Origin of the sequence: Pseudoalteromonas sp. Scap03 (genome assembly GCF_013393115.1) — a bacterium.
Lineage (GTDB): Bacteria > Pseudomonadota > Gammaproteobacteria > Enterobacterales > Alteromonadaceae > Pseudoalteromonas.
Genome location: NZ_VDEU01000001.1, coordinates 3,181,976 through 3,197,619, shown reverse-complemented (window position 1 = coordinate 3,197,619; position 15,644 = coordinate 3,181,976). Strand labels below are relative to the sequence as shown.

Annotated in this window: 16 protein-coding genes and 1 tRNA gene; 10 read left to right on the top strand and 7 right to left on the bottom strand. The window is 39.6% G+C overall.

Annotation, left to right across the window (positions count from 1 at the left end):
* Positions 1–30 precede the first annotated feature (30 nt).
* The 3 genes from FHG08_RS14695 to FHG08_RS14685 form a co-directional block, all read right to left on the bottom strand.
* Entirely contained in the window at positions 31–417 is a 387-nt protein-coding gene (locus FHG08_RS14695; RefSeq protein ID WP_010387996.1) for a DUF3019 domain-containing protein, read from the bottom strand.
* Positions 407–1,264, bottom strand: a complete 858-nt coding sequence (locus tag FHG08_RS14690; protein ID WP_138605367.1) for a MipA/OmpV family protein — start codon at positions 1,262–1,264, stop codon at positions 407–409. Before FHG08_RS14690 ends, FHG08_RS14695 begins: the two co-directional genes overlap by 11 nt.
* Positions 1,265–1,623: 359 nt before the next feature.
* Positions 1,624–2,433 (bottom strand): hypothetical protein, encoded by an 810-nt coding sequence (locus tag FHG08_RS14685; protein WP_138608286.1) that lies wholly within the window; start codon positions 2,431–2,433, stop codon positions 1,624–1,626.
* A 115-nt stretch (positions 2,434–2,548) separates the two neighbouring features.
* Between FHG08_RS14685 and FHG08_RS14680 the strand changes: the two genes are divergently transcribed.
* Together FHG08_RS14680 and FHG08_RS14675 are read left to right on the top strand one after the other, a co-directional pair.
* Positions 2,549–3,703, top strand: a complete 1,155-nt coding sequence (locus FHG08_RS14680; RefSeq protein ID WP_178956390.1) for a serine hydrolase — start codon at positions 2,549–2,551, stop codon at positions 3,701–3,703.
* Positions 3,700–4,191, top strand: a complete 492-nt coding sequence (locus FHG08_RS14675) for a histidine phosphatase family protein (RefSeq protein WP_178956389.1) — start codon at positions 3,700–3,702, stop codon at positions 4,189–4,191. Before FHG08_RS14680 ends, FHG08_RS14675 begins: the two co-directional genes overlap by 4 nt.
* Positions 4,192–4,245: 54 nt before the next feature.
* Here the strand turns inward: FHG08_RS14675 and yhbY are convergent, their stop codons facing one another.
* Entirely contained in the window at positions 4,246–4,542 is a 297-nt protein-coding gene (gene yhbY / locus FHG08_RS14670) for a ribosome assembly RNA-binding protein YhbY (protein WP_008112687.1), read from the bottom strand.
* Between the two features lie 88 nt (positions 4,543–4,630).
* Between yhbY and rlmE the strand changes: the two genes are divergently transcribed.
* From rlmE to FHG08_RS14630, 8 genes are all read left to right on the top strand, one after another.
* Complete coding sequence (gene rlmE, locus FHG08_RS14665; protein WP_010388002.1) at positions 4,631–5,260, top strand: 23S rRNA (uridine(2552)-2'-O)-methyltransferase RlmE; 630 nt, start codon at positions 4,631–4,633, stop codon at positions 5,258–5,260.
* Positions 5,261–5,326: 66 nt separating this feature from the next.
* Entirely contained in the window at positions 5,327–7,300 is a 1,974-nt protein-coding gene (gene ftsH, locus FHG08_RS14660; RefSeq protein WP_256729743.1) for an ATP-dependent zinc metalloprotease FtsH, read from the top strand.
* A gap of 105 nt (positions 7,301–7,405) precedes the next feature.
* On the top strand, positions 7,406–8,251 hold the full coding sequence (gene folP, locus FHG08_RS14655; RefSeq protein WP_178956387.1) for a dihydropteroate synthase: 846 nt from the start codon (positions 7,406–7,408) through the stop codon (positions 8,249–8,251).
* The gene (gene glmM / locus FHG08_RS14650) at positions 8,251–9,600 is read left to right on the top strand and encodes a phosphoglucosamine mutase (RefSeq protein WP_178956386.1); all 1,350 of its coding nucleotides are present in this window, start codon (positions 8,251–8,253) and stop codon (positions 9,598–9,600) included. The genes folP and glmM overlap by 1 nt, the downstream gene beginning before the upstream one ends.
* Before the next feature lie 72 nt (positions 9,601–9,672).
* Positions 9,673–10,422: a triose-phosphate isomerase gene (gene tpiA / locus FHG08_RS14645; RefSeq protein WP_178956385.1), complete on the top strand. Its 750-nt coding sequence runs from the start codon at positions 9,673–9,675 to the stop codon at positions 10,420–10,422.
* A gap of 1 nt (position 10,423) precedes the next feature.
* The gene (gene secG, locus FHG08_RS14640; RefSeq protein WP_010388009.1) at positions 10,424–10,777 is read left to right on the top strand and encodes a preprotein translocase subunit SecG; all 354 of its coding nucleotides are present in this window, start codon (positions 10,424–10,426) and stop codon (positions 10,775–10,777) included.
* Between the two features lie 77 nt (positions 10,778–10,854).
* Positions 10,855–10,939: transfer RNA gene (locus FHG08_RS14635), tRNA-Leu, on the top strand.
* Positions 10,940–11,189: 250 nt separating this feature from the next.
* Positions 11,190–12,815, top strand: coding sequence for a methyl-accepting chemotaxis protein (locus FHG08_RS14630; protein WP_024602066.1), 1,626 nt, complete (start codon positions 11,190–11,192; stop codon positions 12,813–12,815).
* Between the two features lie 104 nt (positions 12,816–12,919).
* On the opposite strand, the gene FHG08_RS14625 is transcribed toward FHG08_RS14630, so the two are convergent.
* The 3 genes from FHG08_RS14625 to FHG08_RS14615 all read right to left on the bottom strand — a co-directional run bounded on the left by FHG08_RS14625 (position 12,920) and on the right by FHG08_RS14615 (position 15,333).
* Positions 12,920–13,327 (bottom strand): phosphate ABC transporter substrate-binding protein, encoded by a 408-nt coding sequence (locus FHG08_RS14625; protein WP_024602067.1) that lies wholly within the window; start codon positions 13,325–13,327, stop codon positions 12,920–12,922.
* 12 nt (positions 13,328–13,339) lie between these two features.
* Complete coding sequence (locus FHG08_RS14620; RefSeq protein WP_024602068.1) at positions 13,340–14,494, bottom strand: porin; 1,155 nt, start codon at positions 14,492–14,494, stop codon at positions 13,340–13,342.
* Between the two features lie 242 nt (positions 14,495–14,736).
* Entirely contained in the window at positions 14,737–15,333 is a 597-nt protein-coding gene (locus FHG08_RS14615) for a LuxR C-terminal-related transcriptional regulator (protein ID WP_178956384.1), read from the bottom strand.
* Positions 15,334–15,644 lie beyond the last annotated feature (311 nt).

Here is a 15,644-nt window from a genome sequence, read left to right as displayed (position 1 = left end):
GTATACCTGAATGATGTTTATAGTGTGTGGCTAAAATAACCGCCAGCGCCGCTTTTTTTGTCTATTTTGATACACCCATTGTAGTTTAACTTCGCTTACAGCAATCACTTGTGATGTATTACTATCAAACAGCTCAAATGAAATGCTCTGGGTTGAATCAAAGGCGTAATTAAGTGAGCCTTGTCGCTGTTTAAGCCAGCACTGCATAATGTATTTTGAAGTCGCATCGCGTAAACAATAATTTCCTACCTCTGGTTGCTGCCACGATAAGACAACATCGGCATAACATTGACGCCCTTCACGTAAGGCTACACAGGTATCGGGAACAGCAGTAAGTTCACTGGGTGGTTGTGTAGTGGCTGCAAGCAAAGAGCCCGAATATGTAAACAACAAACAGTAAAAAAATCTAAAGTACATAACGCAGGCCTACCTTGGCTTTGTGTTGATATCCTTGGGAAATAATTGGGCTGTCATCAATTTCTTTTGAAAACCAAGTGGTTAACCAGCCTGCTAAAAATACCCAATCTTGATTGATGGGGTATTCGGCATGAAATTCAAACATAATACTGGTACTGGCATCGGTACTATAAATAGGGCGTGCTGCGTTTGCTTCATCGCTATCAATACCAAAGTAATAGTTTGTAAAATCAGCAGAGTAGGCACTTAAGCCAATACCGGAGCGAAACTCCCAATTGCGCCAAGGTTGAATATGGCTGAAAAACACATTGGCAACCCAACCATTATGAGCACCGCTTATATCATGTAAATATTCAAATGAAACTTGTGAGTTTTCAAATCGGCGTGTTAATCGAAGGCCGGTGTCAAAATCATAGTTACGCTTTTTTATACCACGCAGTGGATCAATTATTCCGTCGTTATAAAAGCCTAAACCTTGTTCATCAAAACCTGCTTGAATGTTGGTGCCTAATAAATCAAGACCCCAATCATATTTGTTAATTAAGCTATAGCCTAAAACAAGTCCACCGCTGAGCTGATTATGGTCAAAATCTAGATAAAAATTATCGTAAGAAACTGCAATACTCAAATCTAGTTCTGCACCAACATCATAGGAGTTCATGCCAACTAAATAAGAGTCTTCAATGTAATAACCTGCGCCAGCGCTCCAATCCCAGGCAAACCCAGTGGTGGGTTCCAAAGTGTTATCGGCATAGTAACGATTACTGGCGCTGCTTTGGGCACTAAAAATAGCGGCAACTAATAAGGCCGCACAACCAAAAGACTGTTTAAGAGAAGTATACGTCATCCTTGGAACCTTAATTAGAGTTTGCTAAAGAGGCTAGGGTCTGTTGACCTTTGCGGATTAAAATTTGTTCAAACTAGGGGCGGTTTAATCGCGGCGCGAAGTTTGTAACCTAGTGGGCTAAGTAAAAACCGAGCAACAAAGAGTAAATCGCCCCTAGGCAGAACCCTTCGGGCAGCGTCTGTTTGGCATTGATGCTGCGTTATCGCCTATTTATGGGGAGCAACCACACCACAAAGACTCTGCCTTGTCTAAATACCAAACAGAGTGCTGCAAATTTAACCTTGAAAGGTCAACAGACCCTAGTATATTGTCAAACTCTTAGCTAAATCTGTAAAAAAATGTAGCGGTCGTCCTAACAACTACTGAACTTTAATTTTATCAATAAGAATACTGCTTAAGTAAAATTGCATCATAGGTGTTAGAGCACTTATTTCGGTGCGTGTACATGGCCCATTTAATTTAGTTAAACGACTTAATTTTGTAATGGTTTTATACGCAGGGGCCGTTACTTCATTATTAAGCTCAGCTCGTTTTAGGCGAGCCTGTTCGGTGTTGTGCTTATGTATAAATGCAACAACTTCTAGCTCATTAGTGATCTTCTTTTCTTCGCTAAAGCTATAAACAAGGGGTTCACGATGGAAGCTTGCACTATCAATTGATGATTTAGCAAACCACACCACATCGCCCGATGCTTTGTGAGTAAGTCGCATACTAACTTGGGCTAATATATTGGCGCATTGTTGGGACGGAAATTGCTGGGCTACTTTTGAAAATAATGAATATGGTTTTTCTGGTTGCGCTAGGGTGTACTTAGCGTCATCTATAAATTCAAGATCAACTTGATGAATTGCTAACGTATAATCGCTATTCTCGCTAGTGGTCACCTTAAGCTGTTTATCAATTAAGGCTTGGCTTATTTGAGAGACCAAAGTGTCGGTAACACTTGCACGGTCTACGATTACTCTAACAGTTTGATTTTTTTTCACGTTGTGGGCGGGTAATTGCACCGACTTCACTTTTGGTGAAGCATGCTCAGCTTCATACTTTAACTGGTAAGTTTGGCTCTTGAGCATAGGCTTTGCAGGCATAACTAAAGGTTCTGCGGGTTGTTTAACGACAGCACAACCTGACGCTGATATTATAAAAAGTGATACAACTAAAAAACGCATAAATATTTTACATCCACTCAAAAGCCATTAATCGGACATATTGTACGTTAGTCCGAGTAAAAGTTCATGATATTATAACGGTTGATTATGACTAAAAAAGAAAAATTAGCTAAGAATGAAGTATTTTAACACCTTACCCTTTTACTTTTTTGCCGTGCTCCTTATCGGGACGCATTTACAGGCGAGCGCAAGCACAGATCCTGATTGGGAAGCATTTGTTAAAAGTTATGGACGCTATACAGAAAAAAAACTAAAAATAAAAAAAATCCCAGGAGGGGCGCTATCCATTGTCAACTCACAAGCGCGTGACTACATCCATACTATGGGTAATACAAAGGTGCGCGGTGGGCAAAAAATCAACCCGCACACTCGATTTCGTTTAGCCTCCGTATCGAAAACATTTGCAGGGTCGTTAGCGGCTAAACTCGCAAATGAACAGCGGCTCAATCTTTATTTACCTGTTAGTTATTATTTACCGGATTTTAAGCAAACTGGCTATAAAGATGATTTAAAAGTTTTTCATATTTTAAGCCATTCTAGTGGTCTAGTGCCTAACGCTTACGATAATTTAATCGAATCGCGGATGGGTTATAAGGACATTGTTGAAAAACTATTGAGTGTTAAACCCATTTGTGACCCTGGTGATTGCTATGGCTATCAAAATGTAATGTTTAGCTTAATAGACGACGTAATTTTAAAAAGTACCAACAAAACCTATACCCAGTGGCTTAATGAGGCGTTTTTTACTCCCCTAGAAATGAATGATGCTAGTTTGGGTTACGATGCCATGGTGCAGGATAATAACTATGCACACCCTCACGTGCGTGGAAAAAAACGTTGGTATAGCGCCCGCTTAAAAAAGAATTATTATAAAGTTGCACCCGCGGCAGGGGTAAACGCCAGTGCGTCAGATATGGCTATTTGGTTAAATGCGCAATTAGGGCAATATCCATCGGTATTATCCTTAGATGCATTGGCCACGCAAACACGCCCTTATACTCATACTAAAAAAGAACGCTACAGACGAGTATGGCGAGAGCACATGAACGAAGCCTACTATGGGCTAGGCTGGCGTGTGTATGACTATGATGATGAAACGCTTTATTATCACAGTGGTTGGGTGCAAGGCTACCGCAGTGACTTAGTGGTTTTTCCGCACTTAAATGTAGGGTTTAGTTTAATTTTAAATGCAGAAACTGGGCTCATTAATGAGCTTACTACGGAGTTCATAGACCGTTTATTGGCATACAAACGAGGTAAAAAACAATGAGTACATTGATAAAATCAGCATGGGCAGTATTACTATTACTGCTGTGCCACCCTGCTTTTTCTGCGCCTGAACAGCTTTATTTGTTTCGTCATAGTGAAAAACAAACAGGCAATGATCCATTTTTAACAGAGCGAGGGCAAGTACGTGCTGAGCATTTGGTTTCGCTAGTTAAAGCCCATCCAGACATTACGTTATACAGTAGTAACTATAACCGAACATTAAGTACTGCAGCGCCTTTAGCTAGGTATTTTAATGTTAAAGTTATAACTTATAATGCTGCTGATTTAACGACATTGAAAAATCAGTTGTTAGCACAAAATGGTGTTGTGGTGGTTGTAGGGCATAGTAATACCACACCGCAATTGGCTTCGTTATTGAGTAACCAAACTATTGAAAATATGAATGAGGGGCAGTTCGGGCACTATTATTTGCTGAGTAAGTTTGAGGATGGTAACTACAGAGCAAAGTTGCGAATAATGGATTTTTAATTATATATAAAAAAACCAGCCACGGCTGGTTTTTGTATCATTTATAACGGATTGTTAGCCGCGAGGTAACTGAATTTTTTTCTCAGGGCTTTGACGGTAAAGCACAATCGTATGGCCGATTGTTTGTAGTTTGGTAGCTCCTGTTTCGCGAACTATGGCATCAAAAATAAGCTTTTTTGTTTCACGATCGTCAGTTGGCACTTTCACTTTAATTAATTCGTGAATTTCTAGTGCGCTTTGGATTTCAACTACTACGCCTTCGGTTAAACCGTTAGAACCTAGTAAAACTACAGGCTTAAGGCTATGTGCCTGACCTTTTAAAAACTGCTTTTGTTTGTTTGATAATGTCATGATATTACAAATTTTGCTGAATATGGCTTGAATTAAGGGTATTCTAACGCCATCTAGAGAATATTACTAATTAGTTGCGTGTTAATTTATGACAAATAAAAAACAGTCAGCCAGTTCACAGCGTTGGCTTAAAGAACATTTTGATGATAAATATGTTCAAGAAGCGCAAAAAAAAGGCTGGCGCTCTCGAGCTGTTTTCAAATTAGACGAAATCCAAAACAGAGATAAGTTATTGCGTCCAGCAATGACAGTGGTTGATTTAGGCGCAGCCCCAGGGAGTTGGTCACAATACTTAGCAGAAAAAGTAGGTGACAAAGGCCAAGTGGTTGCGTGTGATATTTTACCTATGGATTCATTAGCGGGTGTTGACTTTTTACAAGGTGACTTTCGTGAAGAGGCCGTACTTGATGCATTGTTAAAACGCATTGATGGTAAAAATGTAGATGTGGTATTGTCTGATATGGCACCTAACATGAGTGGTAATAACTCGGTTGATCAGGCGGGGAGCATGTACTTGGTTGAGCTTGCACTTGATATGTGCCACCAAGTTTTAAAGAAAAATGGCGCGTTTATTGTTAAAGTATTCCAAGGTGAAGGCTTTGATCAATATTTGCAAGATGTACGTAATAGTTTTAAAGCAGTGAAGATACGTAAACCGGATGCCTCGCGTCCCCGTTCTCGGGAAGTATATATAGTAGCGACTGGATACAAACTGTAGTACAGTTGCTTGGCGTTTAGTTGAATTTAAATTAATTGGATACAAGAGGTTAACCCCTTGAGCGATATGGCGAAAAATCTAATACTCTGGCTGGTTATTGCAGTTGTGCTTATGTCAGTATTTCAGAGCTTTAATGGCGGCGATCAAGTTGATCGTCAAACAAGTTACAGTCAATTTGTTAAAGATGCCCGCAGTGGCTCTATACAAGAAGTGTCTATTGAAAGTGGCAGTGGCACAATTACTGGCATAAAAAATAGCGGCGAGCGTTTTCAAACGATTATGCCGATCTATGATAAAGATATTTTAAATGATTTGTTAAAAAGCGATGTAAATGTCAAAGGTGTAAAACCTGAGGAACAATCGTTTTTAGCAAGTATTTTCATTTCTTGGTTCCCTATGATTCTGCTAATTGGTGTGTGGATTTTCTTCATGCGTCAGATGCAAGGTGGCGGTGGCAAAGGCGCCATGTCATTTGGTAAGAGTAAAGCCCGCTTAATGAGTGAAGATCAAGTCAAAACGACTTTTGCTGATGTAGCTGGCTGTGATGAAGCCAAAGACGATGTAACCGAGCTGGTGGACTTTTTACGCGACCCATCTAAATTCCAAAAATTAGGTGGCAGTATTCCTAAGGGCGTACTTATGGTCGGTCCTCCTGGTACAGGTAAAACATTACTTGCTAAGGCGGTTGCCGGTGAAGCAAAAGTGCCATTCTTTACTATTTCAGGTTCTGATTTTGTTGAAATGTTTGTGGGTGTAGGTGCATCACGTGTACGTGACATGTTCGAACAAGCTAAAAAAGCAGCGCCCTGTATCATCTTCATCGATGAAATCGATGCAGTAGGACGTAAACGTGGCGCAGGTATGGGTGGCGGTCACGATGAACGTGAGCAAACGCTTAACCAAATGCTAGTTGAGATGGATGGCTTCGAAGGCAATGAAGGTATTATTGTTATTGCTGCGACTAACCGTCCGGATGTTTTAGACCCAGCATTACTTCGCCCTGGCCGTTTTGATCGCCAAGTTGTGGTTGGTTTACCAGATATTCGTGGTCGTGAACAAATTCTAAAAGTACATATGCGTAAAGTACCTTTAGGTGATAACGTTGAAGCGGCAGTGATTGCTCGTGGTACACCTGGTTTCTCAGGTGCAGATCTTGCTAACTTAGTGAATGAAGCGGCTCTTTATGCAGCACGTGGTAATAAACGTGTTGTTAGTATGGCTGAATTTGACGCTGCAAAAGATAAAATCATGATGGGTGCTGAACGCAAGACCATGGTGATGAGCGAGCAAGAAAAAGAAATGACAGCTTATCATGAAGCAGGTCATGCCATTGTTGGGCGTATGGTTCCAGAGCACGATCCTGTTTATAAAGTATCTATTATTCCACGTGGCCGTGCGCTAGGTGTGACGATGTATTTACCAGAGCAAGACCGTGTTAGTCATTCAAAAGAGTTACTTGAGTCTATGATCTCTAGTCTTTATGGTGGCCGTATTGCTGAAGCCATTATTTATGGTGAAGACAAAGTAACTACCGGTGCAAGTAACGATATCGAACGTGCAACTGACATTGCTCGCAAAATGGTTACACAATGGGGGTTAAGTGAAAAGCTAGGCCCATTACTTTATGCTGAAGATCAAAATGAAATGTACATGGGTGGCGGCGGTGGTCGTTCTATGAGCATGTCGGATGAAACAGCAAAAGTAATTGATGCAGAAGTACGCTTGTTTTCAGACCGCAACTATCAACGTGCAGAATCAATATTGAAAGAAAACATTGATATTTTGCATGCCATGAAAGACGCACTGATGAAGTATGAAACCATCGATGCCAAACAAATTGATGACTTAATGGCGCGTCAGCCAGTACGTGAACCACGTGATGCGCATGACCGACATGAAGCTAAATCAGAAAAAGAAGATGTTTCTAAAGATAAAGCTGTTGATGAAATACAAAAACCAACTAGCGAATCTAAAAACGACGACTCTAAAAAAGATGAATCTAAAAAAGATGAAACAAACCTTGATGATAAAGCTGAATAATCGTTAAAATAACAAATCCAAAAGCCCCGAATTTCGGGGCTTTTTTGTATCAGTTTGCTGTAATTAACTCAAATTACACTTAACAAACACATATTAAGGTTAGCGATGAATAATAAAATTAACCTTGCACGTGGTCGAGCGCTTGATCTCAGCGAACCCATTATTATGGGAATAGTAAACGTTACCCCTGATTCATTTTCAGATGGTGGCCAGTTTTTTAATATTACAGCTGCACTCAAACATGCAATGCAATTACTTGATGACGGCGCGACTATTTTAGATATCGGCGGTGAATCAACACGTCCAGGAGCGCCGGATGTCACTCTTGAAGATGAACTGCAGCGCGTTATTCCGATTATTAAGGCTATACGTGAGCAAAGTGATTGCGTTATTTCAATCGATACCAGTAAATCCGAAGTCATGCGTCAAGCCATTGAAGCTGGTGCGGATATTGTTAATGATGTGCGAGCATTACAAGAACCTAGTGCATTAGAGGTGGTTGCTCAGTATCCTGACGTGGTCGTGTGCTTAATGCATATGCAAGGACAACCGCGAAGTATGCAAAACGACCCTCACTATAATGATTTAGCAAGCGAGATAAATGACTTTTTTAACCAGCGCATCGCTGCATGCGAAACTGCTGGTATAAGACAAAGCCAATTAATATTAGACCCTGGTTTTGGCTTTGGAAAAACACTTAAACACAATTATCAAATATTGTCTCAATTTAATGACTTTGCCCAGTTTGGCTTACCGCTGCTGGCGGGTTTATCACGTAAGTCAATGATTGGTAATTTACTCAACAGAGATACAGAAAATAGATTAGCTGGTAGTTTAGCTGGCGCATTAATAGCAGCACAAAACGGTGCGCATATTATTCGTGTGCATGATGTAAAAGAAACCGCAGACGTGCTTGGCGTATATCAAGCCTGCAAACAAGGAGTACTTTAATGCAAGAAAGAAAATATTTTGGCACAGACGGTGTGCGTGGTCTAGTTGGGCAAGGGCCTATTAATCCAGAATTTGCAATGAAATTAGGCTGGGCTGCAGGGCGCGTATTATCACAACATGGCACAAAAAAAGTCATTATTGGTAAAGATACTCGTATTTCTGGTTATATGCTTGAAACTGCATTGGAGTCTGGTTTAATTGCAGCCGGTATTGATGTTATTTTGCTTGGTCCTATGCCAACGCCTGCCGTTGCATATTTAGCGCAAACGTTTCGCGCAGAAGCGGGTATTGTGATTAGCGCATCTCATAATCCTTATTACGATAACGGCATTAAGTTTTTTAATGGCCAAGGCTTAAAACTAGATGATGTTGTAGAGCTGCAAATAGAATCCATGCTTGATGAACCAATGACATGTGTTGCCTCTGATAAGCTAGGTAAAGCAACACGCCTATCAAGCGCTGATGGCCGCTATATTGAATTTTGTAAAAGTCAGTTTCCACAAGGTTTATCACTTGAGGGGCTAAAAATAGTCCTAGATTGTGCCAACGGTGCAACGTATCACATAGCGCCTTCAGTTATGCGAGAGCTAGGCGCTGAGGTGATAACCCATGCATGTGAGCCTAATGGGGTAAATATTAACCATGAATGTGGCGCAACTCACGTAGATACACTAAAGCGTAAAGTACTTGAGCATAAAGCGGATGTAGGTATTGCCTATGATGGCGATGGCGACCGTGTAATGATGGTAGACCACAATGGCCGCGTATTTGATGGTGATGATTTAGTTTACATTATTGCCTGCCAAGCTGCCCAAGATGACAACTTAGGAGGGGGGGTTGTTGGTACTGTCATGTCTAATATGGGTCTTGAAAATGCCTTAAAAGCAAAAAATATTGCTTTTGCTCGTAGCAAAGTGGGTGACCGTTATGTGATGGAACTACTGCAGCAAAAAGGTTGGAAAATTGGTGGTGAGAGCTCAGGCCATGTTTTAAATTTAGACTTAATTAGCACTGGCGATGGCATTATTTCAAGCTTACAAGTGCTTGCTGCTATGGTGGCTCAAAACCGTACACTTCAAGATTTAGGCGCTGGATTTACTAAGTACCCAATGAAAATGATTAACGTGCGATACACTGCCGGTACCGATCCAACTCAAGCACCAGAAGTACTTGCTGCAGTAGCTGAAGTAGAGCAAAGCTTAGCAGATAAAGGCCGTGTATTACTTCGTAAGTCAGGTACTGAACCTGTTGTACGAGTGATGGTTGAAGCAGAACAAGAAAAAATAGTTATCGATAGCGCACAAAAAATAGCAGCGGTTGTCGAATCTATGAGCAAACAAACTGATTGATAACAATAACCTCTTGTAACTTTGGGCGAGTCGAGTTAATATCTCGCCCGCTTTCTAATGTGGAGTGGAAAAATGGCAACACGCAAGGCGATGGTCGCGGGCAACTGGAAAATGAATGGTTCATTAGAACTTGTTGAACAACTGTCTGATGCTATTAACGATGTTAAATCTTCTGAAGTAAGCATTGTTTTATTTCCTCCGTTTCCACTGATATCAGCAATGGTCGCCAGTGGTGTAACTACTGGGACACAAACTGTTTCAGAGAATACGCCAGGTGCCTTTACTGGTGAAGTAGATGCCCAGCTAATTAAGCAATTAGGTGCAACATATGTACTGGTTGGTCACTCAGAACGCCGCAGTATATATAAAGAAAGCAACGACACCGTAGCGGCAAAATTTGCTCGCGCACAACAAGTAGGTTTAACGCCTATTTTATGTGTTGGAGAGAGCGAAATAGAGCAAGAAAACGGGCAAACAGAACAGGTAGTTGCTGCGCAGATTGACGCAGTAATTAATAAATTAGGTGTAGCAGCACTGAAAGAATCTGTGATAGCATATGAGCCCGTTTGGGCTATAGGCACAGGTAAGACTGCATCGCCTGAACAGGCACAAAGTGTTCACAAATTTATCCGTGACAAGATTGCTTCACTAGACAGCGATTTAGCACAAGGGCTAACCATCTTATATGGTGGTAGCGTTAATGAAAAAAATAGCGAATTATTATTTGCACAAACAGATATAGACGGCGGCCTAATTGGTGGCGCCAGTTTAAAAGCAGAATCATTCACTGCTATCTGCAATAGTGCAAAAGGGACCGTATAAGATGTACGAAATTTTATTAGTAGTGTATTTAATTGTAGCGTTAGCGCTTGTTGGTATGGTTTTGATCCAGCAAGGTAAAGGCGCTGACATGGGCTCATCATTTGGTGCAGGCGCATCGTCTACTGTTTTTGGTTCTTCAGGAGCCGGTAACTTTATGACGAAAACGACAACAACTTTAGCAACGATCTTCTTCGTGTTAAGTATTGTTTTAGGTAACTTAACTGCCGGTCAAATCAAAAAGACTGACGAGTGGGAAAACTTAGAAGCGGCTCCAGCTGTTGAAACTGTGACGCCAGTTGAAGAAGATGTTCCGGTAACATCTACAAAAGAGCAAAGCTCTGACGTACCAAATTAATTTAGTTTAAATTGTTAAGTCGCTCTCTTTCCTCAAGTTAGCTTTAAGACTTAACGCTAAGCAATAGCTTAAAAAATGCGGATGTGGTGGAATTGGTAGACACGCTACCTTGAGGGGGTAGTGCTTTCGGGCGTGGGGGTTCAAGTCCCCCCATCCGCACCAAATATAAAAACCAGTAACAGCAATGTTACTGGTTTTTTTGTGTCTGAAATTTAAAATATTAAACAACTCTTTTTGGATTAATGTTGAACATTGAGTAGAACACTCTATATTTCAATTGTTGGTGTTTATAAAAGAATATTGTTGTATATTTAATTTTATGTACAAAAAACGTCGAAAGTTAAAAATAAAGTTAACATTTTTCTATATTAAGCCGATAATAACTATAGATAATTAAACGGGGTAAATTAATATGGCTTCAGGTTTCTCTTTTAAAAACCTCAGCATTACTAAAAAAATACATGCAATTACATCTATAGCGATAATCGCATTCTTAGTAATTGTTTTGGTTAATTACTTTGCTATGAACGAAAATCGCATATCACTTGATGAAATGGAGAAATCTTCTTATAAAGTAGCTAAATTAACCTTGGCCAACGTAAGCATTTTAGAAAAGTTAGATGAGTTATACACTCAGGCTGTAACCTTTGGCGAGCAAGAGTTAGTAACAAAAGCGAGTGAAACTTATCAGCGGCTCATTTTGAATTTGGACGCAATAGAAACAATTAATGGATCATATATTGATAGCGACACAAAAACGCGGCTGAAAAATTATGAAAAGATATCTGCAACTATCGCTAATGGCATGGTTAATGGCACGGCTGATTTTAGTAAAATACAACAACAGGCGCAGCTTAAAACAAGCCTTTTCGAGGCGGTTTTAACCAGCTTTAAAAACGCACAACAAAAAGCAGATGATCGCTTTTTCCAGCTAGTTGCCAATACAAAAGCACGATCAGATGATGCGCTTAATCTAATGTTAGTTGTGGCGGTTGTATCATTAGTATTGCTTTTGCTTATGGCTATTTGGATTGCACGTAATATTGGTTCATCAGCCAGTGATGCTGCTAATAACCTAAGTCTTTTAGCAAGTGGTAAAGGATCATTAAGCACCAAGCTTGCTGTTAACTCAGAGGACGAGATTGGTCAGGTATCTATAAACTTTAATGCTTTTATTAGTCTGCTGAGAGAAACCGTTTTAGAAGTTATCGCGGTATGTGAACCGCTAATGGAAAATTCAACCCGTCTTGTGCAAGGGATGGAGCGAGCAGAGCGAGCAACCACTAAACAAACCACCGATGCAGATGTTGTTAAGCAGTCGATGGAAGAGATGAAGCAAAGCGTTGGCGATATTTCACAATCAGCAGCGAGCGCATCTAATGCTGTGCAAACAGCAGAAAAAGAAGTAGATCAAAGTCGTGTACAAGTCAAAATGTCAGTTAATGCGTCGCGTACGTTAAGCGATGAAATTAATATAGCGGCCAACACCATTAATAAATTAGCCGATGACACTAAAAATGTATCGCAAATACTCAATGTAATTACCTCCATTGCCGAACAAACAAACTTGTTGGCGTTAAATGCTGCAATTGAAGCTGCGCGTGCAGGTGAGCATGGTCGTGGCTTTGCTGTGGTAGCAGATGAGGTCCGCGAGCTTGCATCACGCACAGCACAGTCAACTAATGAAATTCGTGAGTTACTAAGTACATTAAGTGTGGCTGCCAATGAGTCAGTAACGGCTATGACTTCTGCAAGAGACATGGCCACAGATAATGCCAGTGCAGCAGAGCAAACCGGTGTCTCGATTGAAAAAATAGCAGAGCAAATACTAGAAATTAATGGGATGAATTCGCAGATTGCAGCAGCAACTGAAGAGCAAACCTCTGTGGCCGCGATGGTAGTAGACAACGTATCGAATATGCATGTTTCATTTGAAGATACGATGAGTTCACTCAAAGCGGTAAGAGATGTGGCAAAAAACTTACATTACCTTTCAGATAATCTATTAGATGCAACTGCTAAGTTTAAAATTGAGTAGTCGTTAAGGCGAAACTTTAAGGTTTTATGACGGTTGTAAATAATAGGCATAAAAAAGCCCGCAACAAAGTATTTGTTACGGGCTTTTATTTTTAATTTAGCAGGTTAATACTTACCTACTACTTTAACTTTATCACTTGCTTTGGCGCTGTCTATATAGCCAATTGCATCAGCATTAGCAGCTACAAAATCAATCACAGCTTGGTCATTATCAAGTTTACCTGGAGGCGTGCCTTTGCCAGTAAAAACTAGCTTTGACCAATAAGCATTTAATTGGCTGCCTGATTTGCCAACAAGCTTGTCGTTAAACTCATCTGCCACTGCAGTACCATTTTGGTTAACAGGGTTTACTTTGGTACCATCAGCAAACGATTTGCTCTTGCCAAGGTATATTTTTTTAATATCATCTTGGCTTATTGCATTGGCATTCGCTGGGTTAACGATTACTGCAACTTCAGCAAATGCTGCAGTACTACATAGTGTTAGCATGCTGGCTAAAATTAATTTTTTCATTGTTCGCTCCAATTAAAATACTAAATCAACGCCAACGGCGATAACATCAGTTTCAGTATTTGATATGTCGTTTTCGAAGCGACTAAAATCTACTTTTAATGCTGCCATTGGGTGGAAGTCATAGCGCGCACCAATGGTGTATACATTACTTTGGGCACGAGTACCTTCTAAGGCTCCATTTATTGCAGCATTTAGAGTCGGCACTGACTCTATAGCATTAAACCTTGATGAGTCATGCTTGTCGTCATTATCTTCATAAGTAAAATGAGCTATGACGTTATCCATACGATACCCAATAGAAGCGTAATATTGAGACTGCTTTGCTAATATACTGTCTTTAACTTCAAATTCGGTATATTCAGCGTCAAATAGAATATTGTTGTAATCTATTGAAATGCCAAAACCTAAGAAGTAGCTATCATCTTCATTTATTGAAATATCGTCAGCTTGAGTCGTTAATCCATTTTGGCGCAATATATTTTCTAGGGCGTTTATTTGAACCCCCGCTAGATCATTCTCATCTTTTTGCCCAAGTTTCATAGTAGTGTCTGTTACAAGGTAAGCTGCACGAGCACTAAACCAATCATAAGAGAGTGTCCAGTTAATACCTGCTACATCATCTAACTCTGCTTGGTCGTTATAAGTAACTGCTACTACATCACCCTCAAAGCCACCGTAGATAACCTGTAAAGTTGAATCCCAATCACCTAATTGTGAAGTGTATAACAAACTCAACCCTTCATAGGTTGAAAATGGCAGTCTGTAAACGGATTGTGGTGGACGAACCCAACGATAGGCATAGCCAACATCTAAAAAGTCAGAATAGCGAAAAAATGGTGCGCGCATTTTACCGGCGCTTAATTGTAGCTCATCAGAGAACTCATATGTTATGTATGCCCATTCAAAATCAGCGTCAAAATCATTTTCACCGCGAGCTACTATTTGCGCTGTAGCGGATAACTTCTCTTGCAGGTCAGCGGTCAGCTGAAGTGCAAATACGCTTTCATTTTTAAATGAAATATCATCATCATATCCATATAAAGTTTGATCACTATCGAGTGACTTACCACCGACAATAGAAGCAAACCCATTAATACGAACTTCAGCACTCGCATTGCTTGTGGCAAGTGCGCAACAAATTGCTACTGCAACTGATAGTTTTTTCATTGTGTATCCTATTTAAATTTCATGTGTATCCCGTTGCAGTATAAGATGAGTATTAACTTTTTTCTAATTAAAATTAATAAATTAAGTCCTTTTTACTGCTTTTTTGCAACAAAAAGGCATGGCCGTGATTGAAAAGTAAGGTTTTTTTATTTTCAGGTAATGTAACTAATTGACTTGTTTGAGTTATTTATAATGAGATGATATTTACTACAGTAGGTATTAAGTAGTAATTATTTTTTAAGTTATGAACGCGAATTCATATTTTTTAGGTTGTCTTGGCACCATCGAATTGCCTGCTGTTTATTCTTGACCGCTATTTTTTTATAAATTTTATGTAAGTGCACTCTTACCGTAGCTTCACTTATAAATAAACTATCAGCAATAGCACTGGAATGAAGCCCACTGAAAAGTAGGTTGAGTACTTTAATTTCTTTATCGGTTAGGTTATTTGTTTGCAAAGCAGTTTTTTGCTCTGAATCGAGCATTTGGCGCATCCAAATATCACTGATAGTACGTGGAAACCACAACTCCCCTTGTTTAATTGCTTCTAACCCCCTGTTAAATAGTTCCTCATTGGTATCTTGATAGAAAAGGCCTTTCAAATTTGGCCATTCTTTAAGTGAAGCAGCATCAGTATTTTTAGGAATATTAAAGATAACTAACCCTTGGTAATTATTGGTTTGCATAAAATGACTCAAAAGTTCGTAATTTGTAAGGCTATTGAGTGCTGAATGACAGACTAATAATATGCCGTTATTCAATGTAGTAAAAAATAATGGACTATAATGGTTGTTGTTAAAAAGCATGTTAGCTGATTGCGTGGTCTGTTTTTTTGTCATGCTTTTCACCTAAAAATGATTCTGTAGTATATTTAAATATAAAGGGTGTTTGGATATTGTCATAATCTTAAATAGCTTTAATGTGTTTTTCGCAACAAAGCGCATGTTCAATTAACAAATAATACTGGTGGTAATTAATGTTAAAGTATTAATTTAAAGCTAAATTTGCATTGCTATTTAGGTAAGTTGGCTAAGCTTAAAAAGATAAAAATAAATTTTTACGTAAACTAAAGTTAAATGTACATATTGTAGCGTTTTTGTAATATAATAAACTCCCAGAGGAAAGATGCATCTAACGCATCTTTTTTTAT